Origin of the sequence: Roseiterribacter gracilis (assembly GCA_018332375.1) — a bacterium.
Taxonomy (GTDB): Bacteria; Pseudomonadota; Alphaproteobacteria; order BOG-932; family Roseiterribacteraceae; genus Roseiterribacter; species Roseiterribacter gracilis.
In genome coordinates this window covers 4,111,667-4,134,965 of sequence record BOPV01000001.1, presented here as the reverse complement: position 1 = coordinate 4,134,965, position 23,299 = coordinate 4,111,667, and the positions used below count along the sequence as shown (strand labels likewise).

Annotated in this window: 21 protein-coding genes; 7 read left to right on the top strand and 14 right to left on the bottom strand. The window is 64.4% G+C overall.

Going from position 1 to position 23,299, the window contains the following annotated elements:
• Positions 1 to 23: 23 nt before the first annotated feature.
• The 3 genes from TMPK1_RS20450 to TMPK1_RS20440 all read right to left on the bottom strand — a co-directional run bounded on the left by TMPK1_RS20450 (position 24) and on the right by TMPK1_RS20440 (position 6,430).
• Entirely contained in the window at positions 24 to 629 is a 606-nt protein-coding gene (locus TMPK1_RS20450) for a hypothetical protein (RefSeq protein WP_420245454.1), read from the bottom strand.
• Positions 608 to 4,894 (bottom strand): hypothetical protein, encoded by a 4,287-nt coding sequence (locus tag TMPK1_RS20445; RefSeq protein ID WP_420245452.1) that lies wholly within the window; start codon positions 4,892 to 4,894, stop codon positions 608 to 610. Before TMPK1_RS20445 ends, TMPK1_RS20450 begins: the two co-directional genes overlap by 22 nt.
• Before the next feature lie 375 nt (positions 4,895 to 5,269).
• On the bottom strand, positions 5,270 to 6,430 hold the full coding sequence (locus TMPK1_RS20440; RefSeq protein WP_420245450.1) for a hypothetical protein: 1,161 nt from the start codon (positions 6,428 to 6,430) through the stop codon (positions 5,270 to 5,272).
• Between the two features lie 140 nt (positions 6,431 to 6,570).
• On the opposite strand from TMPK1_RS20440, the gene TMPK1_RS20435 reads away from it, so the two are divergent.
• The 5 genes from TMPK1_RS20435 (at position 6,571) to TMPK1_RS20415 (ending at position 10,837) form a co-directional block, all read left to right on the top strand.
• Complete coding sequence (locus TMPK1_RS20435; protein WP_420245448.1) at positions 6,571 to 7,299, top strand: DUF6624 domain-containing protein; 729 nt, start codon at positions 6,571 to 6,573, stop codon at positions 7,297 to 7,299.
• Between the two features lie 257 nt (positions 7,300 to 7,556).
• Positions 7,557 to 8,411 (top strand): IclR family transcriptional regulator domain-containing protein, encoded by an 855-nt coding sequence (locus TMPK1_RS20430; protein ID WP_420245446.1) that lies wholly within the window; start codon positions 7,557 to 7,559, stop codon positions 8,409 to 8,411.
• Between the two features lie 301 nt (positions 8,412 to 8,712).
• Positions 8,713 to 9,222 carry a PAS domain-containing protein gene (locus TMPK1_RS20425; RefSeq protein ID WP_420245444.1) on the top strand — a complete coding sequence of 170 codons (510 nt, stop codon included), beginning with the start codon at positions 8,713 to 8,715 and terminating at the stop codon, positions 9,220 to 9,222.
• 7 nt (positions 9,223 to 9,229) lie between these two features.
• On the top strand, positions 9,230 to 9,787 hold the full coding sequence (locus TMPK1_RS20420; protein ID WP_420245441.1) for a carboxymuconolactone decarboxylase family protein: 558 nt from the start codon (positions 9,230 to 9,232) through the stop codon (positions 9,785 to 9,787).
• A gap of 87 nt (positions 9,788 to 9,874) precedes the next feature.
• The gene (locus TMPK1_RS20415) at positions 9,875 to 10,837 is read left to right on the top strand and encodes an alpha/beta hydrolase (RefSeq protein WP_420245438.1); all 963 of its coding nucleotides are present in this window, start codon (positions 9,875 to 9,877) and stop codon (positions 10,835 to 10,837) included.
• Positions 10,838 to 10,856: 19 nt separating this feature from the next.
• Here TMPK1_RS20415 and TMPK1_RS20410 read toward each other — a convergent pair whose 3' ends face one another.
• From TMPK1_RS20410 to TMPK1_RS20360, 11 genes are read right to left on the bottom strand one after another with little or no spacing between them, the layout of a single operon-like run.
• The gene (locus TMPK1_RS20410) at positions 10,857 to 13,058 is read right to left on the bottom strand and encodes a secretin N-terminal domain-containing protein (protein WP_420245436.1); all 2,202 of its coding nucleotides are present in this window, start codon (positions 13,056 to 13,058) and stop codon (positions 10,857 to 10,859) included.
• Positions 13,059 to 13,060: 2 nt separating this feature from the next.
• Positions 13,061 to 13,513, bottom strand: coding sequence for a hypothetical protein (locus tag TMPK1_RS20405; RefSeq protein WP_420245435.1), 453 nt, complete (start codon positions 13,511 to 13,513; stop codon positions 13,061 to 13,063).
• On the bottom strand, positions 13,510 to 14,088 hold the full coding sequence (locus TMPK1_RS20400) for a hypothetical protein (RefSeq protein ID WP_420245433.1): 579 nt from the start codon (positions 14,086 to 14,088) through the stop codon (positions 13,510 to 13,512). Before TMPK1_RS20400 ends, TMPK1_RS20405 begins: the two co-directional genes overlap by 4 nt.
• Positions 14,085 to 15,128: a hypothetical protein gene (locus TMPK1_RS20395; protein ID WP_420245432.1), complete on the bottom strand. Its 1,044-nt coding sequence runs from the start codon at positions 15,126 to 15,128 to the stop codon at positions 14,085 to 14,087. The genes TMPK1_RS20400 and TMPK1_RS20395 overlap by 4 nt, the downstream gene beginning before the upstream one ends.
• Positions 15,079 to 16,167 (bottom strand): hypothetical protein, encoded by a 1,089-nt coding sequence (locus TMPK1_RS20390; protein WP_420245430.1) that lies wholly within the window; start codon positions 16,165 to 16,167, stop codon positions 15,079 to 15,081. Before TMPK1_RS20390 ends, TMPK1_RS20395 begins: the two co-directional genes overlap by 50 nt.
• The gene (locus tag TMPK1_RS20385) at positions 16,164 to 16,748 is read right to left on the bottom strand and encodes a prepilin-type N-terminal cleavage/methylation domain-containing protein (RefSeq protein WP_420245429.1); all 585 of its coding nucleotides are present in this window, start codon (positions 16,746 to 16,748) and stop codon (positions 16,164 to 16,166) included. The genes TMPK1_RS20390 and TMPK1_RS20385 overlap by 4 nt, the downstream gene beginning before the upstream one ends.
• On the bottom strand, positions 16,745 to 17,146 hold the full coding sequence (locus TMPK1_RS20380; RefSeq protein WP_420245428.1) for a type IV pilus modification PilV family protein: 402 nt from the start codon (positions 17,144 to 17,146) through the stop codon (positions 16,745 to 16,747). Before TMPK1_RS20380 ends, TMPK1_RS20385 begins: the two co-directional genes overlap by 4 nt.
• A complete protein-coding gene (locus TMPK1_RS20375) occupies positions 17,143 to 17,541 on the bottom strand; it encodes a pilus assembly FimT family protein (RefSeq protein WP_420245427.1) in 399 nt (132 codons plus the stop codon). The genes TMPK1_RS20380 and TMPK1_RS20375 overlap by 4 nt, the downstream gene beginning before the upstream one ends.
• The gene (gspG, locus tag TMPK1_RS20370) at positions 17,510 to 18,001 is read right to left on the bottom strand and encodes a type II secretion system major pseudopilin GspG (protein ID WP_420245426.1); all 492 of its coding nucleotides are present in this window, start codon (positions 17,999 to 18,001) and stop codon (positions 17,510 to 17,512) included. The genes TMPK1_RS20375 and gspG overlap by 32 nt, the downstream gene beginning before the upstream one ends.
• Positions 17,998 to 19,200 carry a type II secretion system F family protein gene (locus TMPK1_RS20365; RefSeq protein ID WP_420245425.1) on the bottom strand — a complete coding sequence of 401 codons (1,203 nt, stop codon included), beginning with the start codon at positions 19,198 to 19,200 and terminating at the stop codon, positions 17,998 to 18,000. The genes gspG and TMPK1_RS20365 overlap by 4 nt, the downstream gene beginning before the upstream one ends.
• On the bottom strand, positions 19,197 to 20,906 hold the full coding sequence (locus TMPK1_RS20360; RefSeq protein WP_420245423.1) for a GspE/PulE family protein: 1,710 nt from the start codon (positions 20,904 to 20,906) through the stop codon (positions 19,197 to 19,199). The genes TMPK1_RS20365 and TMPK1_RS20360 overlap by 4 nt, the downstream gene beginning before the upstream one ends.
• Before the next feature lie 78 nt (positions 20,907 to 20,984).
• Here TMPK1_RS20360 and TMPK1_RS20355 point away from each other — a divergent pair, with 78 nt between their 5' ends.
• Entirely contained in the window at positions 20,985 to 21,683 is a 699-nt protein-coding gene (locus tag TMPK1_RS20355; protein ID WP_420245421.1) for a prepilin peptidase, read from the top strand.
• A gap of 83 nt (positions 21,684 to 21,766) precedes the next feature.
• Positions 21,767 to 23,296: a DUF1800 domain-containing protein gene (locus TMPK1_RS20350; protein ID WP_420245420.1), complete on the top strand. Its 1,530-nt coding sequence runs from the start codon at positions 21,767 to 21,769 to the stop codon at positions 23,294 to 23,296.
• Positions 23,297 to 23,299 lie beyond the last annotated feature (3 nt).

Sequence of the window (23,299 nt, the reverse complement as noted above, 5' to 3'; positions counted from 1 at the left end):
CGCGCGCCGCCCAAATGCGCAACTTATCTTTCCGCTGGTAAGATGCGCGTCGATCGCAACATCTTTTTAAACTCTGACAAGTCCAGCCGGTACCGGTCTTTAGTGGTCTGCAGGTTTGCATAAAGATTGATACCGGGCGCATCACGAACACTTCTCTTCGCGTCACCCATTGGCAACTGGGTTAAAACGATCACTTCAATTCGTTCGCTGTCTCCATCAACTCGGCACGTCGCCGATCGTTTGCCGCCAATCTGCAGGCCCGATGGTGCCTTCACACGCATCCCGCCGATCCTCGATAATGTCGCTGCGCAATTGAAATTTAAGACCGACGTAAAGTCGGCAGGCTCTAACGTGTTGTATGATGCATATACGCGCATGGTCGCCGCGTTTTTATCGTCGCAGTTTGTATTGCCATCTTGAAGCAAAATCCAAATTCCTGAGCCATGCTCGTATGACTCCGGCTTGCAAACTTTGTGTGCCCCCGCATCAAGCAAACTAATGCGGAAGTTCGGGTCGCGATATACGTCCGCATGCGCAACAAGAGTCACGCTCACGCATAGCAGCGAAAGAAAAAGAGGCGTCAATCTGAGGAGCATTTTGTCTAGCCTTACGGATTTGCGCTCGCCCACTGGTTCAACTTTGTCGGCACGCTCAAAATCGTATTTTTGACCAACTGCGCATAGTTGGGCGTTTCGGTATTATATGATCCTCGATTGTCGGTATTCGGTACACCACGGTTGTCGACCAGAAGCGCCGAAATGAATCGATCAACGTCTCCGCCTACACCCTCGACTCTCGAACCCCATTGGTTCGCCCAATTCTGCCATGCAGAGTCAAAAGAATTATAGGTGACTGGCGTCGATCCTTGCCCGCCAGGAGTTGCCCCGAATGGGTTGTTTAGGTTGTTGAACTGCGGACTTGCTCCCCATCCCGTTTCAAACGCAGAGAGTCCGAACAAAAGTGACGGATCGACGCCGAGCTGCCCGGCGACTTTCATAATCGCCGCGGACTGCTTATCGAAAAAGTTGATGAACTTTTTATCGAGCGGTCGTGGTGTCGTTGAGACAGCCGGACCAGCTACGTTGCCGAAGATTATTGTGCCGTCCGCGGCTGGATTGTACCAACCGGGCGGCGTTGTGTCGGCACCGCTTGCGTTTCGAACGCCCCACACAACCATTCCGTCTGAACTGTAAATCACAGTTGAGCCGCCGGCACTGATCGAAAGCGGCGAATTAGCCGTGAACTGGTCGATCGAATCGATGGACCCAAGCTGTAGTAAACGTCCGTCTTGAAGTTGGCCGTACACTTTGTTGTCCGCGTCTGTCAGAACTGCCAACGCTCCCTCGGCCGTCGTGCGTAACGTGAACGTGCTGCCGCCAAGCACGATGTCCGCGACTCCCAAGTTGGAATTCACGCCGTTTCGCATCATGTCGATGCTCACCATTGCGGAGACTTGGTTCGAAACATCGCGCGATGCCACGTTAAATTCCTGGCCACCCGCGTAGCCGGTTGCCAGCGATTGATTTCCACCCAGGAAGAGCAGCGGTGCGAGAGAAGAAGGGAGATTCTCACCGTCGTTTGTGACCGGCGTGAGCGTGTACAGTACCCCTCGATTCAGATCGCCCGGATTGAATTTGAGAAGCGGCGTCCCGTCTGCTGCGTAGCCCGCAATCTGGTCATCTGGTGGATCATACCCATCAACACCGAGCGGCTTTCCAACGCTATCAAACGTCACGACGGAACCAGCGAGACTATACGTCAGCCCGGGAATATGGGATCCCGACGGCGCAGCTCCGTTTCGCGGCGTGTCCGATCCGGTTCCTGTCCCGCCGGTGTTGTCCCCTCCGCTTCCATCGTTCGGGTCACCATCGTCAAGCATCAAGTTGTACGTGTGACCGTGCGTATCGGAGTACTCGCGGCTCTCTTTGAAACGCCAATAGAACTCGTCTTCGGCGGCGACGAAGCCGTTCTGCTTTGCGAAGCTGATGAAGGCCGCGGTCTGAACCTTCAATCCGCCTGCATCAGCAGAACGTCCGAGCACCGTGCCATAAAGCGAAATTAAGTAGTTCGCTGCAACGGTCGCGCGCGCTTTATTCACAGCGGTTGTTTCTGGCGAAGTCGCTGCGAACAAATCTCGGATTGTCAGCGAAGCGCCCTGACCACTGGATAGCTGCTGGCCGCGGAATGTCGTCGCTTCTGTAGAGTTGTATATGCGCGCTTGGAATTCCGTTTTGGCCGCAGCTTGTCCGTGCGCGTTTGCATATGACAAAAAGTCGGTCGCCTGCACCTCAAGCGCGGTATTTTCCGCGGCGTGTCCAACAAGCTGCTTATACAGATCGCTCAAGAATGCTTTTGCTGCTGTCCGCGCTGGGTCGTCGACGGGCACGGTCGAGATGCCCGCATCACGCGCAATCGCCTCCGCAGAGTCCGCAAAGTTCGAAGCAAACTGCACCTGCGCCGCACGAATCCCATTCGCAACCGCGTAGCTCGTAAACGCGGCCACCTGCGTCGCGAGTCCACTCGCATCCGCCGGTCGGCCCAGTACCGTGTCGTACAGCTTGCTGAGAAACTGGCTTGCATAGTTCGAAATCGGCGCCGTGTTCACACCCTGCGTCGGCGGCGTGTAGTTCGCAGCCGCTTGCAACGCTGCACTATGCGCCTGCCCTTCGCCGGAATTCGCGAACGCGGCCGCGAAGTCGGATTCGGCGGCGGCGATGCCGGCGCTTGCCACTTCGGCGTTGAACGCGTTCAACTGCACCGTCAGACCGGCACTGTCCGGTGCGCGCCCCAGCTCGTCGAGATACAGGCTGGTCAGAAAGCTCGCGCCGTCGACCGCGTTGTGTTGCTGCGCTTCCGACGAGTGCGCGATCTGCGACGCAATGTTGATCTCGGCCGCGGAAATGCCGCCCGCGGCGGCATAGCTGCGGAACGCAGCGACCTGCGTCGCAAGACCGCCTGCGTCAGCGGAACGCCCCAGCACGTTGACGTAAAGATTGCCGATAAACTGCGTCGCGAAATTGCCGATCACGTCGGGCGGCGGTGGTGGCGGCGGCGGTACGGTCGCTGCCTGGATTGCGTTGCTGTAGGCGACGCCCTCGGACGAGTTCACGAACTGGGTCGCGAACTGTTTCTCTGCTGCGGCAATGCCGTTGGTCGTCGCGAACGCGACGAACGCATCGCGCTGCGTCGTCAACCCAGCCGTGTCCGGCGCACGACCGAGCACGGTCGTGTACAGGCCCGACAGATAGTCGGTTGCAAGCGACTGCAACGTCACCGTGGCTGGCGGCGGAGGTGGCGGCGGCGGAACGGTTACGGGCGGTGGAGGCGGTGGAGGTGGCGGCGGAGAAACCGGCTGGCTTCCACCCTGCACCGGCAACGGCGTGATGATCGTGCCCGGCGACTGCCAACCGCCGACCGGATTGGGAATATAGGAATTGACTGCCGCCGACGCAGCATTCGCGAGTTGCGATTTCAGCGTCGCGGCGCTGGCGCCACTATTCCATGCCGACTGGAAGCTTGAAAACAGCGACGACGCATTGCTCGCGCCGATCATCACAAGCGCTTCGAGATCCTGGATGAACTGCGCTGCGCCGAGCTGCGACGTGCTCAACGAACCGAACTTGGTTTCGTACTCGCCCAACAGCGTCTGGAACTGGCCGCTGAAATCGACCGCCTGATGCTGGTGGTAGAGCGGATCGATCCCGACTTCGATGTTGTACCATTGCGCCTTGGCCGACGCGCTCGTCTGAGAGATGCCAAGCTGGTTGCCATCGCCGAACGTGTTCGGACCGCTCCACGGCAGCACGACTTGCGGCGGCAGTGTCGTGCCCGAGCCACCGCTTGAACCGCCACCCGAACCAGGCTGACTACCCGTCTGCGCCGGCAAAGGTGTGATCGTCGTCCCCGGCGATTGCCAGCCGCCAACCGGATTCGGGACATAGGAATTGACCGCAGCCGACGCATTGCTCGCGAGCTGCTGTTTCAGCGTCGCTTCGCTCGCACCGCTATTCCATGCCGTCTGGAAACTCGAGAACAGCGATGACGCGTTGCTGGCGCCGATCATATCCAGCGACTCGAGGTCCTGAATGAACTGCGCAGCACCGAATTGGGAAGCCGCCAGCGAACCGAATTTCGCTTCGTACTCGTTCAGCAACGTCGAGAACTGCGACGTGAAGTCGACTGGCTGATGCTGGTAGTAGAGCGGCCCGACCGCGACTTCGATATTGTACCACTGCGTTTGCGCGGAAGCGTTTTCCTGGGAAATCGCGAGCAGATTACCGTTGCCGAACGAGTTCGGTCCGCTCCAGGGCTGGATTTGCTCCGGCGGTAGCGACGTCACGCTTGCCGTAGAAAAACTCTGCGCCGACGCGAACGCGGCAAACGCCTGCAGACCACCCCCACCCTCTTCCGGCGTAAAGACGTCATATTGATTCCCCGGCGCCGCGGCCTGGTCCGTTTGCGTCGCGTCTAACAGCGCCTGGATTAGCGCAGCTTTCGCGCTCGCTGGATCGTTCTGCAGCACAGCCTGCACGGCGCCGAGCGCTGTATGGCCGCCCTCTGCACTCAAAACGCCGATGCGCACGAGATCGGTCGTAAGCTGATCGGCGGCGTCGCCGCCCTGGCCGCTGATCGCGCCATATCGCGACACATACGCGTCGGTAGCGCGCGCATAGGCGCTTCGGAGCGCATCGGCATCGCCGCTGGCAATCGCGGTTTCCGCATCCGCCAGCGCCGAAGCTGCGCTGGTATCGACATCCAAACTATAGGCATCGCCGAACCCGTTCGCGCCACCATCCTGCGCGCGAGTCGGCGTATCGGAACCGCCGTCGTCATTCGCACCGGGCCAGCGCAACAAGGTGGAAAGCAGGCCGTCGCTGCTGATGGACGTCGTCATGGTCGGCTCCCTGCGGACAAGCGTGTGCGTTCGCCGAAGTGGCGTTCGCGATTGCAATTTTGGATTGGGAAAGCGGCGGAAGCGGCGCGAGCGCGCCCGAGCTTCTAATCGTCGTCTTCTGGCATCGACGCGTACTCCGGTGGTTCTACCGAACTGCGACGCCAATTAGAGGAGCACCGGCGAAACTGACAAGCTATTTATTTATATGCGTTTCACATTTCGGCGCTTATTCACGCGCCTATGTCCGTAGAGCATCGCTTCGCAATCTCCATGTCAGCTTCGTCCGCGACATGCAGCTTCAAAACGAGGCAACTGCCCAAATAAGTGAGGAGGAAATCGAGCGGCGCACGAATCGTTCGTGCACAATCGCGCTGCCTAAATCCGCGCCGTCGCCACCGTCGGCGCAATCGCGTTCGTATTCGCAGGCTCACCCAGCACTTGCGCCAAGGCAGCGAGCAACTCGACCAGCGTCTCAGGTTTGGGCGCTTTGCCTTTGAGTGCGGTGTTGAAGCGGTCCCAGACCAACGTCACGTGCTGCACGCGGCCGATCGCGACGCCCAGCACGTTGAAATGCTGTGACGCCTTGGACAGGAATTCGATGAAAGGCTGCGCACCTTTGGCACCGCCGCCGAACAGATCGTCGAACGATTGCTGGTACGCCGCCAGCCGCTGGTTGATCTCGTCGAGATCCGTCGTCATGCGCGCGAACAACGTGTCGCGCAGACGGTTCACCTCTTGCGGGATCGGCGCCGCGATCCAGGCCGGCACGGTGGCGTCGTTTTTCAGCCACAGCAGAAATTTCCGGATGCGCTCGGCGAAGGTGCCGTATTCGTACGTGAAGTAGATGACGCCCTTCCACGCATAGAAGGTCGATTCCGGATTTTCCGTCGGTAGGCGGAACGCAGCCGCCAGCGCGGTCAGCGCCGGCTTGTCTTCGAGGTCCCACAATTTCTGCAGCAGCTGATCCAACTTGGCGTCGTTGCCCGAGCCGTTAGTGCCGAACACGGCAAGAATGATTTTGCGGAACTGGGTGCGGATGAAGTGGCTGATTTCGTCCCATTCGTTGGTCGATACCTGCACATAGCGGTCATCGACCGGATAGCCGGCCCGCTCCAGCCGATCGCGCACCAGAAACGGCGCCAGCGACGGCAGCGAATCCATCACGCCCAGCATCGCCATGTCGGTGTCGAGCGCGGCCTTGCGTTCGGGCACGCGCACGTCGGCAAATTGTTCGAGCGCGGAACGATAATCGCGCGCGCCGACATCGATCATCTGTCCGCCTTCGAACGCATTGGCCGGATCGAACGGCAGATAGATACGGGTGCGCACCCGGATCCGCTCGCGATCCATCGTCAGGTCGATGCGCGGATCGACGTCTTTGATCAAGTACGCGTCATTGAGCGCGGTGGTACCGAAGAAGCGCTTGCCGCCCTCGCCCTTGGCGAGCAGACGACGCGTCACGCGATGCAAATTCATCACGCGCCCCGAGCCCGACGACAGGGTTAAGCGCAGATACGGATCGACGTGACCTTGCATCCGGTAGCAGTAACCGAGGCTTCTGAAATTAACGAAGCAGAATCTGCGTCCTTGCGCTTCGGTTCGGTCGCGATCTCAGCGCGATATTGCGACGCTTTCCGAATCCGTGGTGGACTGGCGCCGATTTGCTGGAGATTTCGATGGTCCGCCTGGTCCTGTTCGCCACATTTGCCGCTGCCCTCGTCGCCGCAACCGTTGCGCCTTCGCATGCGTTCGCGGTTGCCCGGGCCGACGCCGTGGATGACGAGCTGCGCGCCTACGATCAATTGTTGAAGCCGACCGGCGACGCGCTGGCTGCGATCAAATGCGATGCGCGCGATTGCGTGCCGGCGCTGCTCGCCGCGATGCGCGGGCACGACCAGGCCATCCGGCGCGGCGTGCAGACGATCAAACTTGAATGCGAAAAATTGGATGAAGCGGCGAAGAAGCGCTGCGCCGACGGCGTGCAGAAACGCTCGGATCAAAGCGACCGCGCCAATTCCGAACGGCTGAAACAGATCGTCGACAAATATGGCTGGCCGTCGACCAAAGAATTCGGCGAAGCCGCCGAAGCGGCCGCCTGGTTGATCGCGCTGCATGCCGATCACGACCGCCCGTTCCAGCGCCACGTGCTGCAACTGCTCGAACGGTCGACCGCGTCGGGCGAGTCGCCCGAACGGCATCGCGCCTTTCTGTACGACCGGATCGCCGTTGCCGATCACAAGCCGCAACGCTGGGGCACGCAGGGTCGGTGCGTCGCCAACAAATGGGAACCGTTTCCAATCGAGGACGCCGATACGGTGGATCAGCGGCGGTCGGCCGCCGGGATGGCGCCGATGGCGACCTATCGCAGCGCGGTCGATCCCACCAGCTGCGCCGGGAAAAACTAAGACCGGCCCAGGGTTTCTGCGGCTGAGCGGGCAGAAACCAATCCGATTGCGCGAGGTTCCGGAACTTTCCCCTGCCCGCCGGCGTCCAACTCCGCATGCCGGTCAACACCCCCGCCCAGGAATCCGCCCTCCGCAGTAGCAGGTCGAATTCCCTTCCGCCGGTCTCGCCCGATGCGCATGACGGGGAGGCCTTCCCGAAAGCGCCATCGCAGCTTTCGCCCACCCACGCTGCCGAGGCACGTGGACTGGCGCCGCTGTTGGCCGAGACCCCGCGTCCGACCTCCAAAACGCTGCGCCCGATCCGCGCCTTGCTGCGCGGCCTCGACGCGTTGCGCGTGTTGAACATGCGCAACGGTGCGACCGTCACCGACGTCGCGCTTGCAACCAAACTGCCGCGCACGACGGCGCATCGCGTGCTCGAAACGCTGTGCGTCGGCGGCTACGCGGTGCGCGATCCGTCAGACGAACGCTATCGCCCGACCATCGCGGTCAAAGGACTGAGCGACGGGTTCGGCGATGAAAGCTGGATCCGTGAAGTGGCGAAGCCGCTGATCGATCAGTTGACGCAAAAAATCATCTGGCCGACCGCGATCGCGACGCCGATGGGGACCTCGCTGCTGGTGCGCGGCACCACCGACAAAGACAGTCCGCTGGCGCTCGAACGCTATTCGGCCGGTCTGCGCGTGCCGTTGCTGGCCAGCGCGTCGGGCATTGCCTATCTCGCCTTCTGCTCGGCCGACTATCGTTCGGCGCTGCTGGATATTCTGGCACGCTCGACCGACGCGGCGGATGCCGAAGCCAAGAACCGCACCAACGTCGAACGCCAGCTCGATCAAGTCCGCCAACGCGGCTACGTCGTGCATGAGTGGTCGCCGACGCGCCAAGCCTCGCTCGCCATTCCGGTCCTGGCCGGCAACCAGGTGGTGGCGGTGCTGTCGATGCGCTGGATCACCTCGGCCCTGACCGAGAAGCAAGTGGTCGAACGCTATCTGCCCGCGATGCAGGACACGGCACGCCGGATCAGCGAAGCCTATCTGCGCCACCAGACGCAGTCGGGTGCAGGCGAACATGCGCTGGGCCCGATCAGCCACGAAGGCAACGGCGCGGGATAAACGCCCACACCCTGACCGACCATGAAACGCCGCGGCTCACACCGCGGCGTTTTCATTTGCGTTGGCCGCCTACGCGGCCGGGGGCGTTTTCATTTGCGTTGGCCGCCTACGCGGCCGGGGGCGTTTTCATTTGCGTTGGCCGCCTACGCGGCCGGGGGCGTTTTCATTTGCGTTGGCCGCCTACGCGGCCGGGGGCGTTTGCATTTGTGCGTCGTCTTTGCAGATCGTGCGTTCGGGCTTGCACCGTACCGATTCCAAGGCGACCGTCGCGCCCGTGCACGAACCTGAGTCGAATGGCCTGATGAGTCGCCGGCGCAAACGCGCCGAGGCAGATATTCGCGTTCTGCTTGAAGCGTGGCACAGCCTGCGCGCAGACGGCGAAGATGTGCCGCTGTGGAGCAAGTTCGATCCGGTTCTATGTTTCCCGCATCTGGTCGGCCATCTCTTCGTGCTGGCGCTCGAACCGTCGGGCAGTTGGCGCGTCCGGTTGGTCGGGTCGTCGTTGCGCGGCGCGCTGACCAACGGCGCCGGCAAGCTGATGGAAGAGATCTATCCGCCGCACGTGATGCAGATTTTCACGCCGCGCCTGGCCGAGCTGGCGACCAAGCGCCGGCCGATGCAAATCCGCCAGGCATCGGCCTATGACCGCGTGCTGCATTCGCTGGGTGTGGTGCTGCCCTTTCATCAAGGCGACTTTCTCGTCACCCGCATCGCCTCGGCGACGTTCTATCTCGACGAATTCCATCCCGCAGGGCCGCTGCACGCAATGAGCAGCGAGGTCGAGACGCCGGCGCACGATCTCGTCGAATAGGATCCGTATGTCCGCCGACCGCATGCCGCCGCTGGCGGACGAGACGCTGACCGACGCGCAGCGCGCCGCTGCAAAGGAATTCGCCGCGTCGCGCGGCGTGCAGCTGTTCGGCCCCTTTGTTCCGTTGCTGCGCAGCCCCGAGCTGCTCAGCAACGCCAGCGCGATGGGCCAGCATCTGCGCTATCGATCGAGCCTGCCGCTGAAATTGAGCGAGTTGGTGATCCTGCTGATCGCCCGGCAATGGACGCAGCAAGTCGAGTGGCAGATCCATCATCCGGCGGCGCTGAAAGCCGGCCTGTCACCCGCAATTGCGCAAGCGATCGCTGAAGGCCGCCGCCCCGACGGCATGGACGAACAGGAAAGCGCCGTGTGGGAGTTCTGCCGCGAACTTCACACCAACCGTGCGGTTTGCGATTCGACCTACGCAACCGCGCTGTCGCTGTTCGGCGAGCAAGGCATCGCCGATTTGTGCGGCCTCAACGGCTATTACACGTTGCTGGCGATGACGATGAATGTCGCGCGCACGCCGACCAGCGACGGATCGACCCCGCTCAAACCGCTCTGACGTTTCGGCCGCGGCCGAAGCGATGTCGCGTGACCGCGGCCGCGCAGACGCCCAACGTCGCCCGCCGTAACGCGGGAGTAGTCGTTCATGCTTGGGTCGATCCTGTTCGCAATCGTCGCTGCCTTTGGCATCGCGGCCGAACAAACCGAAATGCTGCCGGCGACGGCGACCGAACCGTCGCTGCTGCTGCGCCATATGCGCGGCAACGGGCCCAGCGTCATCTATATTCACGGCGCCACGTTTCCGTCGGGCTCGTCGATGTTCTATCGCATCGATGGACGGTCCTGGGCCGACGATCTGGCAGCGCGCGGCTTTGACGTCTGGGCATTCGACTTCGCCGGTTATGGCGGATCCGACCGCCCCGCAGCCATGCGCGAAGCCGTGGGCGCACCGATCGGACGTACCGAAGAAGCGGTGCCGCAAATCGAACGCGTCGTACGTCACGTGCTGCGCGAACGCGGTGGCGACAAAGTCATTCTGCTCGCCCATAGCTGGGGTACGATTCCGGCCGGCGCCTTTGCCGCCGAACATCCCGAGCTGGTGCAAAGCCTGATCCTGTTCGGCGCGGTGGCGCAACGCGAGGGCGTGCGTACGCCAACGCAAGTGCCGGCGCTGCAAGTGAGCGAAGACGATCAGTGGCAGTCGTTCCAATCCGGCGTTCCGGCGGGCGAAGAATCACCGATCAACAAAGCGATCTTCGCCGCTTGGGCGAAAGACTATCTCGCCACCGACAAAGCCAGCGACAGCACGACGCCACCCAGCGTGCGCGTACCGTCAGGCGCGCAAGCCGACATTGGCGACGCCTGGTCGGGCAAGTTTCCGTACGACCCGTCGCGCGTGCGCGTGCCGACCTTACTCGTGCGCGGCGCCTGGGATCCGGTGACGAAAGACGCCGACGCTGCGTGGCTGGTTGCGCACCTCAGCAACGTCCCCGGCGGCGCACGCGATATCGTGCTGCCGCGCGGCGCGCATCGCATGCATCTCGAAACCAATCGCCAGGCCTTGTTCGACGCAGTCGGCGAATATCTGCTCGCCGCGCCGAAGGGCTGATCGCTATTTCAGCAGGCAGCTATTTCAGAAGTCTGGGCGGATCTTCGATCTGCAGCGTTTCGAGACGCTGGCGGAAGGCGCGGGTGACCGCGTCGCTTTCGCTGTCATTGTTGATCACGTAGGGCGTGATCAGAATGATCAGCTCGGTCTTGCGACGGGAATCGACGTCGTTCTTGAACAAGGTGCCCAGCACCGGAATGTCTTTCAGCACCGGGACGCCGGTCTTGGTGCGATTGAGATTCTCGCTGATCAATCCGCCCAGCATCACGGTCGCACCATCGGCCAAGGACAGCTGCGTCGACACACGCCGGTTGAGGATCAGCGGCGACGAGACGTTCGACGTGTCGTTCTTCTGCGCTTCGGACACTTCCTGCGCGATGTCGAGATCGATGCGGTTGCCGGCATGGATGGTCGGCTTGACGTTCAGGATCACGCCCGTGGTGCGGTACTGGATCGACTGCAGAATCGCGGTGTTGGCGTCTTGCTGAATGTTGGTCGTGCCCTGGCTGGTCACGATCGGCACGTCGGTGCCGACTTGGATGCGCGCTTCGGCACCGTTGCGCGCCAGCACGCGCGGGCTCGACAGGATCGAGACACGGCTGTCATTGGCGAACGCGTTCAGGATCGCACGCACTTCGCGCGCGCTGTTGAGCACGACGTAGTTGAGTCCGTTCTGGCCGATGCCAAGCCCGCCCAACGTACCGATCGTCGACGGCGCGCCGCCCAAGCCAACCGACAAAGCCCATTCGACGCCGAGGCGCGTCGTTTCATCCAACGTGACTTCGGCAACGGTGACTTCGATCAACGCTTCGCGACCAGCCTGATCCATGTTGCGCAACAGCGGCAGGATTTGGCCCCACTCTTCCGACGTGCCGCGGAAGATCAGCGCATTGCGCGTCGGATCCACCACCAGGCGACGACGCCCGTCGCCGCCGCTGCCGGCTGCGTTGGGATTGACGCCAACCATCGAGGGCTGCGTCGGCAGCGCCTGGCCCGCAATGCCGGTGGCGCCAACGTTGTTGTTGCCGAAGGCCGACTGCCCGCCGATCCCCATCGCGCCCTGTTGCTGCATGGGCTGCTGCTGCATCGCAGGCGCTGCCGACATTGCCATCGTGTCGCCGCTCGCCGCAGCGCTCGTCACGTCGCGCGAACGGTCGGCGCCGATCAAGCCTTCGAGCAGCTGGTTCAGCACTTGCGCCAACCCGTCCGCCGACGTGTTGCGCACCGCGTAATAGAACAGCGTCTTGCCCTGCCCGGCCGCGTTCGGCACGTCCAAGGTGCGCGCCCATTTCACCACCTGCTCCAGCGTTTTCTGGTCGGCGGCAAAGGCGATCACCGTATTGCCGGTTTCGATCGGCAGGATCGTGATCGCCGTATTGGCGCGCACCTGCGTGTCGGCGGCATAGCCTTGTGCACGCAGCACTTCGACCAGGCGTGTCGCGAATTTCTCGGCGCTCCAATAGGCCGGCTGCAGCTTCACGCTGCGCGCACCGGCCAGTTTGGGCTGGTCGAGAATGCGCGTCGCTTCGACCGCGTCGCGTACGTCGTCGGCGAGCCCCAGCAGCAACACCGCGTTGGCGTCGGGCAGCGGCGTCGCGCGCACCTTCTGGCCATAGGCCTGGGTCAGCGCATTGGCGATCGCGTCGCTGCGCACCGCATGCAGATCGACGACCTGGAACAAGGGACGCAAACCGACCGGCACTTCGGCCAGCGCGCGCGAACGCAACACTTGCGGCGACCGTGCCGCCAGCGCGTCGCTGGGCGCGATGCGATAGAGCGCGCCTTCTTTGACGACCGCGACGCCGTAGGCGCTTAGGACCTGGCTGGCGAGTTCGACCAGCTTTTGCGGCGAGGCCGATCCCGGCGTGCGCAAGGTGACGAGTTCGGTGCGCGACGCGACGCGTTGATCGACCTCGTACGCGACTTTCAGCGTGTCGCCGAACACGGCATCGATGAAGCGCGGAATCGGAACCTGATCGAGGCTGGCCGACACCGGCGCGCCGGTCAGCGACGGCGTCGAGCGCGTCGCGCCCGTCGCAAGCACCGCCTCGGCGCTGGGTCCCGGCGTCACGCGCAGCCCGTCGGTGGTCGTCGTGCTGGTGATGCTCGTCGTCATCTGCGACGCGACTTTGGGCGGCAACGTCGTCGCCAGAAACGGCTTGGGCTGCTCGCTGCAGGAAACCAGACCGAGAAGGAACAGCGGCAGAAGAAGGCGGCGCACGGTCATCGAATTCCTGTGAAGAGCGGCAGAGTCGAATTGACGCCGCCAGCCTCGAGCAGGATCGAGGTTGGGCGAATGTCTACGATCCGCCTGCCATCGGGCAAGGATTCTCCGATGCGGCGCAGTTCGAGACGGTTCTGCGGCTGAAACAGCAATGCCGCGGCAAGACCGTCGGCGCGATTCAGCACGCCGACCACGCGCCACGGCGCAAGCGGCCCCACAACCGCCTCGCCGCGCGGCACGGCACGGCCGCGCAACTGCGCGCCCCATGGCGACCGTTCCTGCAGCAATGCAAGATCGGCGGACGGATCGTACGGCTCGGCCATCGCCACATCCTGTGGCGCGGATGAAGCGGCCAAACCCGGCGCTGCCGGCACCGGCGCGCGCACCGCACCGATCACGGCCGCAGCAAGCACCAGCGCGACGGCGGCGATGACCTGCGCGCGCGGCGTCATTTCTTGTCCTCAGTGTTGTTCGTGGCGCCAAACGTCGCCAACAACAAGTCGACGCGCGGCACTGGCGCCTCCGACAGCCGCATCGTTTGCACCACAATCAGGCGCGGCGCTGTCGCCAAGGTTGCAAGCAGCCGCTCCAGCGCCGGCCCGTCGAGATCAGCCGTCAGCGATGCAACCAGACGGCGCGGACCAGCACCCGGCGCTTCACCCAATTCGAGTCGCGTCTGTACGCGCGCCAAGCCCGCGTTGCGCGCAGCGACCGTGATCCATTCCTGAAACTCGGCCCGCGCCAGACCTTCATTCGCGATCGGCCACAGACGCTGTTCGGCATCGGCGCGTCGTGCCGCTGCTTCGGCCGCAACCGTCGTCCAGTCGCGATCTGCCAACCGCGCCGCGCGCGCAAGATCGCGTTGCCGCGTTTCGATCCGCGCCCGCGCACCGTCGATCGCACCGTCGAGCGCCAGCAACGCCAATACCCACACCAGCAACGCTGCAACCGCAGCACCGATCGCGAGACGACGGTTCTGGCGCAACTGCGCGCCCGCGCTGCGCATCGTGTCGGTCAGCATCGTCATGCCCGCACCCGGCAGCGCACGACGATGCCGCGCCCGTCGAGCGCGCGGTCGGCGACGAGATTGGTCAGCAATGGCGCTGCGCTCAACGTACGCACCGCAGCGGGCAAATCGATCGGCGCGTCGGCGGTTGCCGTGAACGACAGATCGCCGGCCTGGAAACTCCATTCGACCAGGCGCGTGTCGTCGGGCAGGCGCTTCGTCACTGCGGCAAGCAGCGCAAGTTGCGACGGAAACCGGTCGAGCTGCGCAATCGCCTGCACCGCATCGAGATCGGCGAGTGCGCGTCGGCGCGACGCTTCCAGCCCACCCAGCGACGCAGCTTCGCTTGCTTGCGCACGCGCCAGCCGCGCATCGGCAAGATTGAGCGCAATCGCCTCGCCCGCGCGCCAGCCAAGCGGCAAGGCAGCGAGCAGCGCGATCGCGGCTGCAAGCTGGCGCGGTGCGACGCGCGTGAAATTGAAGCTCGACGGACCGGCCAGCCAGGCGCGGTCGATCCAAACCGGCGCCACCGGCTGCGGTATCGTCGACTGCAGCGTCGCGATCGATGCGCCGCGTTGGAACAACAACCAGTCGGCTTGCGTCGGCACATCGGCAAACCAGCGGCTCGCGACCAGCACGCCGTCGCGCCAAAGCTGCGCGTCGACGCCGTCCAAGGCTGCGACGAGACGCAACCCATCGACAGCGGCGCGTGCCTGCACGATCGTTTCGGGCACGATGCGCACGCGCGCCGGATCGAATCCCGCCGCTTCGATCGAGCGCCACACGCGCGGACGATCCCAGCACCAGATTGCGACTGCGTCGCTGCGCCAGTCTTCGGCGAAGCCCGGTTCGGCAAAGGGTGCATCGGCACGTGCACGCAAGCGCACCGCATCGCGACGACGGGTTGCGTCGGCCGGCAACGGCACCAAGGTGAAGCTGCACAGCGCGCGCGACAGCACCCACTGTACCTGACCAAGCCGATCCGAGCTGCCCGCAGCCGGATCGACTCCGTCAAGCCGGTGGAAGCGCCGCCGCGACGTCGGGGAAAGGAAGCGGCGCAAATTCAGGCCTGTTGCCATGGGACGGACCCGACACGGGGGAGCGAGAATAGTCAATGCGGAACGGCGCATCGCTTGCGCGTGGCGTCAGCGTCACACCGAAAATCTGGGTACGCCCGCCGATTTCCAGCTCGACGCGGAATTCATCGGCAGGAAACAGCGGAAAGCGCAGCGGATCGGGCGGTGTCGCAAGACCGGCGACAGCTTGCAGTTGCGCCATCGTATCGATCACGTCGGTGCGGCGATGCGCGAGCAAAGCTGCGATCTGCGTCTCGTTGAAACCGGCTGCGCGCAAAACCGGCGCAGCCGCGCTGTTGATGCCGATGCCGCGCGTGAAGCCCGCATGTACGGATTGCAGCAGACGCGCATCGTCGAGCGGCGACGGCGCGTCGGCGAAGCCAAGCACCAGCGCCAATTCACCGACGTCACGCAATGGACGATCGGGCGGCGGCGCACGACCCGCAGCGCGATAGGCCGCCGCCTCGGCGCCGCCCGGCCGCACCAGTTGGTCGGCGTCGATATAGTCGAGCAGGCACGCAGCCAGCGTGCGGGCGCGCGGCGCCGCAACGCCGACGGTTTGGAGCAAACGTTCGATCTCGTCGCTGCTTGCGGTGTTGAGACCCAGCAGGCCGCGCGCATCCTGCAGCCGCACGATCGCGCCGCCCGGCAATTGATAGGGTCGCGCGTCGAGCCGCACCGACGCAGCCTGCAACGCAATGCCGGTGCGCAGATCGTAGGGGCGCAGACCTTGGCGCAACGTCGTCAGCGGCACGATTTCCAGCCCGCGCGTCGAGAGGGATTCGACCGACAGCGCGTACAGAACCGTCGCGCGCGCATCGGCGAAGGCGCGGTCGGCGACGACACGCGCCTGCAACGCCGCCGTATCGCTCTGCACGCGATCGAGCCACGCCAGCAGCGCGGTCGCGCCCAACGCCAGCAGTGCAATCAGACCCAGCACCGCCGGCAGAACGAAACCGCGCTGCCGCGCGGCAGCGCAGCGAGCACGCGCGCCAGCGGGAGCGCAGAAACGCAATGGCGTCATCGCTGCGCTGCCTCCAGCAATTTCGCTGGCACGTTCTTGGCGCCGGCGATCGCAGCGAAGGTGACGACCGGCGTTTCGTCGGCGCCGCTCTGCAACAACACTGCTGCGGGCAATTGCGGCGCGCCGTCGGCGTCGGGCCACCGCGCATGCTGCATGCCTGCGGCGTCGAGATAGGCAAACAGGCCGCGCGGTCCGCGCCAGGTCAGCGTCTCGAGCGTACGGTCGCCTTCCTGCACCTCGAGACGATGCAGGCCGGGTGCAGGCTCGCTGAGGCGCCAGATCAGGATCGTCGGCGTGCCCCCGGCAGCACCGACCGGCGCGAGCGTCAACAAGGTCAGGCTTTGCGCGTCACCATGAAACAGGCCGCTGCCACCGGGCAGATCGGGCAATGCGTTGGCAACCGATTGCCGGAACCAGCCGATGCGCATCGCACGATCGCTGGCGCCCTCGACGCGCGTCGCCAGACGTTGCCGCAGATCGCCAAGCCGGCTGCCGCCATCGGCCAGCACACCCACGATCAGCGCAACCAGCACCAGCACGACCAGCGTTTCGAGTAACGTGAATCCGGCCTGCCGCTTCATCGTCCGTTCCGCCAGCCGATGCGGCGCGCGGGGAATTGCGCGCGCACCTGGCCTTTTGCATCGCGCAGCTCGACATCGAGGTCGTAGAGCGCGATGGCAAACGACGACGTGCCGGTCGGATAATCCGCGCCGAGCACCGGCGGCACCGCTTCGAGCGCACGCCACACCATCTGCACGGTGCCGAGCTGCAACGTTCCTTGCGGGCGCAGCGCCGGATTGATCGTCTCCAGCGCCGCCAGCGCATTCAGCTCGTCGGCGGCACGATCGGCGGCGTCGCGCGCGCGCAGCATCGACGACATCGCGTTGCCGATCAGCGTGTAGAGCGGGATCAACACGACCGCGAGAATCGCCAGCGCGACGATCGATTCCAACAGGGTGAAGCCGCGCTGCGCTTTCATGGCACAAGCACCGGATGACAGCGCGGCGCGTCGAGCCGGTAGTGAAAGCGCGTGTCGCCCGCCTGCACGAACAGCTCGCCGCCGCTGCACGCACCGTCGGCGCGAATGTCGATCGGACGCGGCACTTCGGCCGTCCAGCCGCGCGGCAGATCCAGCACGACGCCGTCGGCGCCGCCGATGCGCATCGCACGGGACTGGGCGAAGGCGGTCGTGGCAAGGGAATCGATCTGTCGTTCGATGCCGTCGCGCGCAAAGCGAAAGCGCAGCGACGCGCCGAGATTACCCAGCATCGGCAGCGCCAGCACCGTCAACAGTGCGCACACCGCCAGCACGATCAGCATCTCGAGCAGGGTGAAACCCCGCTCAGCGCGCGGGGAGGAAACCAATATCCGCATCGAGATCCGTGCCGCCCGGCTTGCCGTCGGCGCCGAGGCTGTACAACGTCACCGGCCCGTTCGCTGCCGGTTTGGGATCGTAGACATAGGCGCGCCCCCATGGATCGACCGGCACCTGCCCGTCGAGATACGGCCCCGTCCAACGCCGGCGCAGCGCCGGATCGGCCGGCGGAACCAGCAACAGTTGCAAGCCTTCCTGCGCGTCCGGATAGCGGCCGAGATCGAGCTTCATCGTGTCGAGCGCGCTTTTGAGCAGCTTCACCTGCGTTTCCGCCGCGGTGACTTTCGACCGGTCGAGACGGTTGAAGAGTTGCGTGCCGACCAGACCGACGACCAGCCCGATGATCACCAGCACGACCAACATTTCCAGCAAGGTGAATCCGCGTTGCGCGCGACGACCGCGCGCGCAACGCGCCCCCGCGAAGGCGGGGGCCCAAGCAACATTGCGTTTCTTGTTCATACGGCCCCTGCACTGATCGACGTGACGGCAAGCATGATGGCGGCAACGACGAGTCCGACGATGCCGCCGATGGCGAGAATGGCGGCGGGCTCGACCAGCGCCAGCGCGCGTTTGCGGCGCGCATCGGCGTTGCGCGTCGCCATGTCGGCGTAGTTGGCCAGCATTCGCGCCAACTCGCCCGACCGTTCGCCGACACGCACCAGATTGATTGCGGCTGCCGACAAGTCGGTATGTGCTGCAAGCGCGTCGGCTAGCGCGCGACCGCCGCGCACCGCGCGTTCGACCGCGTCGAGATTGCGCGCGCTGCTTGGCAGCGCGACACCCGCGCGCGCCAAGGCCAGCGCCGGCATCAAGCGCAGCTTCGCGCCTAGCAACGTCGCAACCAAGGTCGACCAGCGCGCCGCGTCTGCGTCGATCAACCAGCTTCCGATCACCGGCACGCCGCGCAGATGGTCGAGCAGCGCCGCGCGCCGTTCGGGCGGGCGCAACCACGCCGTCAGCGCGACCGCAACGAGCAGCGCCACCAGCAAAAGCCACACCAGGTTCGCCTGCACGAACAGGCCGGTCGCGATCACGATGCGGCTCAACCACGGCAAGGCGACCTGCCGATTGTCGAGCAGCGCCGCAAAGCGCGGCACGACTGCGACGAACACGAACAACACGGCAGCGATTCCGGCCGCGGCGAGAATGGCGGGATAGAGCAAGGCCTGCGCGAAATCCTGGCGCAGCTTGAGGTCGTAGCGCATCTGCTTGGCTGCATCGGCGAGCGATGCGGCCAGGGTGCCGACGGTCTCGCCGGCTTGCGCCAGCGCGTGCACGTAAGCCGGCAGGCCCGGCACGCAACGACGCAACGAGTCGGCGAAATTCTCGCCGCGCCGAACCGCGCGCGACAATTCTTCGAGCGACGCAGCCAAGGTCGCCGGACGCTCGCCCCGCTGCACCGCTTGCAACGCTTCGGACAGCGCAACGCCGGCGCCCAGCAAGGTCGCCAACTCGTCCAGCAACAGCACCAGATCCTGCCGCGTCGCGCGCGTGCGACGCGACGTGCGGCTCGTCGTCGTTACCGGATCGATGGCGAGCGGCGACAAACCCTGCCGGCGCAACGCGCGCTGCGCGCTGCGCAAGCTCGCCGCTTCGAGACGGCCGCGCACGACACGGCCTTGCTCGTCGGTCGCTTCATAGGCGAAGTCACCGCTCATGCGTCCAACTCGCCGCCGCCGAGCACGCGCAGAATCTCAGCGACGCTGGTTTCACCGCGCCATGCCTTTGCCAGCCCGTCTTCGCGCAGGCCGGCATAGCCCGCCGCTCTGGCACGCCGCACCAGCTCGGATTCCTGCGCGCCGGCCACGATCGCATCGTGCAGCGACGCATCGATCGGCACCGCTTCGTACAAGCCAAGCCGGCCGCGATAGCCCGTGTTGCCGCAGTGACTGCAGCCAACCGGACGCAGCCAGTTCGCGGTACCGGCAAGCCCCAGCGCACGCGCTTCGGCGTCGATTGCGGCGCCGGGCTCGTCGCGCGTCGCGCAATGCGGACACAGGCGACGCACCAGACGTTGCGCTGCGACCATGCGCAGCGCGGTCGCGACCAGGAACGGTTCGACGCCGAGATCGATCAGCCGCGTGATCGCGCCGATCGCGTGGTTGGTGTGCAAGGTCGAGAAAACGAGATGGCCGGTCAGCGCCGCTTGGGCCGCAATTTCCGCCGTCTCGCGATCGCGAATTTCGCCGATCATGATGACGTCGGGGTCCTGGCGCAGAATGGCGCGCAGCGCGCGCGCAAAGTCGTAGCCGATGTCGCTTTGCACCTGCACCTGGCTGATGCCGGGCAGTTCGTATTCGACCGGATCTTCGACCGTGACGATTTTGTCTTCGCCCGCATCGATCGATTCGATGGTCGCGTAGAGCGTCGTCGACTTGCCCGATCCGGTCGGCCCGGTGACGAGCACGATTCCGTCGGCGCCCGCAATCGCGGCGCGATAGCGCGCCAAAGTCGCCGCTTCCATGCCCAACCGGTCGAGCGAGAATTCCATGCGGCCTTTCGGCAGCAGACGCAGCACCAGACTTTCACCGTGCACGCCGGGCAAGGCCGAGACGCGCACGTCGATTTCGCCACCGCCGGCGCGAAACACGAACCGCCCGTCTTGCGGCAGGCGCCGTTCGGCAATGTCGCAACCCGCCATGAGTTTGATCCGCGACGCGACCGCATCGAACCGGTCGCGCGGCAGATCCAGCCGCTTTTGCAACACACCGTCGAGCCGCAGCCGCACGGTAAAACTGCGCTCGCCGGGTTCGACGTGAATGTCGGAGGCGCGTTCGGCGGCCGCCTGGCTCAGCATATTCGCAACCAGCTCGACCGACGGCGCGGCTTCGGCAAGTTCGCGCAGCTGTTCAATTGCCGTCTCGGGCGTGACGCGATCGAACTCATCGGCGCGGCGCAATGCGTCGAGAAGACGGTCGAGATCCTGCGTTGCCACCAAGGCAAAGGTGACGGTGCCGAAGCAACGTTGCGCCGTCTCCTGTAGCAGCGCCGCAAGCGGATCGCGCGCGACGACGACGACGCCCCCGCCGCTGCCAGGTTCGCCGGTCCAGGCGAACGCGGATTGATCGAGCCACCAATCGAACTCAACCGAGCTTGCGTCGAGCGTTGCGCGAATCGATTCGACAGTCGGCAGTGCGTCGCGCGCAACCACCGGCCAACCAAGTTGCTGCGACAGGATTTGCAGCAACCGATCCTCACCGACAGCGCCCATCCGCACCAGGATGCTGCCGATCCGTCCGCCGAATTGGCGCTGGAAGGTCAACGCGCGCGCCACGTCATCAGCGCTGACGAGCCCTGCCCCCACAAGCAGCGCGCCGAGCGGACGCTGCTCGGCGATTGCAGAATTGGAGGCGGCCAAATCCATGCGTGCATGCAGTAGCACGGCGCGCCCGCCCATGCGCCAGCCGAAAAGCTGCGCTACACAAGCATCGTGTTGACCGTGTTGACCGCCCTTCTCGGCCTCGTCCAGGGAAGCTTGTTTGCGACCATCGTGCTGCGGCTTCCGCAAGCGCGTCCGATCGGCATGGCTCGTTCGGTCTGCGATGCGTGTGGCGTGCGGCTGGTCTGGTTCGAGCTCGTCCCACTTCTGTCGTGGGGCTGGCTGCGCGGCCGGTGCCGCCGCTGCGGCACAACGATCGCGCTGGTGCATCCGCTGTTGGAAGCAGGCTCGATGCTGGTTTGGATCGCCGCGCTGTATCTCGCGCCAGGCGACGTCCCGGAGCGATTCGCATGGGGCTTTCTTGGCGCGTCGACGCTTGCGCTGTTGTGGTCGGATTTCGCCGATCAGCTTCTGCCCGACCTGATTGTCGGATCGATTGCGGTGGTCGGATTGACGCGTGCAGCGACGTTGCAAACGCTGAATGAGGCAGTGGGTGCGTCACTGCTTGCAGGGTCACTGTTGCTGCTCGTTCGCTGGGCGTTCATACGGCTGCGCAAGCGTGAAGCGCTGGGATTCGGCGACGTAAAGCTATTTGCCGCCCTGGGGCTGTGGATGCAGCCACAGCAAATTGGGCCGGCTTTGTTAATCGCTGCGCTCGCAACGTTGACGGTGGCACTCGCGGCGCGTGTACAGCCGCAGCGGGAGATTCCGTTCGGCCCAGGCTTGCTGCTGGGCGCCTGGATCGTCTTCACCATCGCGTAAGGGAAAAGACCGCAGGATATTTCCGAGAAAAACGTGCATCCTTTGTGGAACTGCACTCGTCGGAGAAGCCGATGCTTGCGAGCGTGCCTGATCAATCCCGTCTGCTGCTGAATCGCGTCACCTACGGGGCGACGCCGCTGGATCTGTATTACATCGGGATGATGGGCCCGACCGCGTGGCTCGACGCGCAATTGGCGGCGCCGATCGATAGCGACGGCGTCAGCGACGCAGCGCTTGCTGCAGCGACGATCCCGATCCGGAACGCAGCCGGCGAAACCGAACAACGCGGACTGACCGCGCTCTACGCGCCGATCAGCGACCTGTGGCCGTTCATCGCGCAATCGAACAACACCGAAATCAATCGCGTCGTGCAGGAGACGCGCGCAGCGGCGTGGATCCGTTCGGCAACCAGCCCGTTTCAGCTGCGCGAAAAGCTGGTCGAGTTCTGGACCGACCATTTCAACGTCAACGCATCGACGTCGAACCAGACCGCCGTTTCTTACGCGGCGTATATCCGCGTCATCCGCGCCAACGCGCTGGGCAACTTTCGCGCCATGCTGGAAGGCGTCGCGAGTTCGACCGCGATGCTCTACTACCTCTCGAACCAATCGAGCCGGGCTACGACGCCGAACGAGAATTTCGCTCGCGAGATGATGGAGCTGCACACGCTGGGCGTGAGCAACTACTACGAATTCACGACGCCGCCGATGGTGAATGGCATTGCCGCCGGCTACACCGATCTGGATGTGGTCACGGCCGCCAAGGCGCTGTCGGGCTGGACGGTCGAAAACGGATCGCGCGCGGGCAATCGCACGCTGCCGAACACCGGCAACTTTGTGTTCGTTTCGGAATTCCACAATACCGAAACCAAGAAGATCCTTGGCGTCACACTGAAACAAACCAGCGATCCGCAATCCGAAGCGCGACAGCTCTTCGACATGCTGGCGTCGCACACCGGCACGGCGCAGTTTTTGGCTAGCAAGCTCGCCAAACGCTTTGTCTCTGATACGCCGCCGCAAAGCGTGATCGATGCGGGCGCTGCGACCTTCCAGGCGCGCAACGGACAGGCGACGCAGATCGCCGACACGCTGCGCGCGATCCTGACGCATCCGGATGCGCTGCAGATCAGCGGCGTGAAGCTGAAACGCCCGTTCGAACAGATCATCGGCGTGCTGCGCGTGACCGGTGCTGCGGCGAATCCGCAGCCGGCCGTGGCAAGCGCGCTCGATGCCACCGGCTATACGCAATATGGCTGGGGCGCGCCCAACGGCCTGCCTGACACAGCGGGCTATTGGTTGACCACCAACACGACGCTACGCACCTGGAACCTGCTACAGACCGTGCTGTCGACGACCAGCTACGGCACGCTTGGCGCGTTGCGCGCGCAGATGAGCGCCAGCGACCTTTCCTCGGGACAGGCGGCGTTGGATTTCTGGCTCAACCGCCTGCTCGGCTATCGGCCCGACGACACGGTCTATCAGGCTCTGATGAGCGATACGAACAGCAGTGCGGGCTACGGCACCAAAACGACCGCGGCGGCGACCACGCAGGAAACTGCGTTGCGGCGCATGGTGGCGTTGATCGCCGCCACCACCAACTACGTCTATCGTTGAGGA

Bases quoted from the DNA above. Each gene is read 5' to 3' on its own strand.
- TMPK1_RS20405 (WP_420245435.1), bottom strand. From the start codon at position 13,513: ATGACGCCGCGCGCGCAGGTCATCGCCGCCGTCGCGCTGGTGCTTGCT.
- TMPK1_RS20400 (WP_420245433.1), bottom strand. From the start codon at position 14,088: ATGACGATGCTGACCGACACGATGCGCAGCGCGGGCGCGCAGTTGCGC.
- TMPK1_RS20380 (WP_420245428.1), bottom strand. From the start codon at position 17,146: ATGAAAGCGCAGCGCGGCTTCACCCTGTTGGAATCGATCGTCGCGCTG.
- TMPK1_RS20365 (WP_420245425.1), bottom strand. From the start codon at position 19,200: ATGAGCGGTGACTTCGCCTATGAAGCGACCGACGAGCAAGGCCGTGTC.
- TMPK1_RS20420 (WP_420245441.1), top strand. From the start codon at position 9,230: ATGTCCGCCGACCGCATGCCGCCGCTGGCGGACGAGACGCTGACCGAC.
- TMPK1_RS20425 (WP_420245444.1), top strand. From the start codon at position 8,713: ATGAGTCGCCGGCGCAAACGCGCCGAGGCAGATATTCGCGTTCTGCTT.
- TMPK1_RS20445 (WP_420245452.1), bottom strand. From the start codon at position 4,894: ATGACGACGTCCATCAGCAGCGACGGCCTGCTTTCCACCTTGTTGCGC.
- TMPK1_RS20360 (WP_420245423.1), bottom strand. From the start codon at position 20,906: ATGGATTTGGCCGCCTCCAATTCTGCAATCGCCGAGCAGCGTCCGCTC.
- TMPK1_RS20435 (WP_420245448.1), top strand. From the start codon at position 6,571: ATGGTCCGCCTGGTCCTGTTCGCCACATTTGCCGCTGCCCTCGTCGCC.
- TMPK1_RS20385 (WP_420245429.1), bottom strand. From the start codon at position 16,748: ATGAAGCGGCAGGCCGGATTCACGTTACTCGAAACGCTGGTCGTGCTG.
- gspG (WP_420245426.1), bottom strand. From the start codon at position 18,001: ATGAACAAGAAACGCAATGTTGCTTGGGCCCCCGCCTTCGCGGGGGCG.
- TMPK1_RS20375 (WP_420245427.1), bottom strand. From the start codon at position 17,541: ATGCGGATATTGGTTTCCTCCCCGCGCGCTGAGCGGGGTTTCACCCTG.
- TMPK1_RS20390 (WP_420245430.1), bottom strand. From the start codon at position 16,167: ATGACGCCATTGCGTTTCTGCGCTCCCGCTGGCGCGCGTGCTCGCTGC.
- TMPK1_RS20415 (WP_420245438.1), top strand. From the start codon at position 9,875: ATGCTTGGGTCGATCCTGTTCGCAATCGTCGCTGCCTTTGGCATCGCG.
- TMPK1_RS20440 (WP_420245450.1), bottom strand. From the start codon at position 6,430: ATGCAAGGTCACGTCGATCCGTATCTGCGCTTAACCCTGTCGTCGGGC.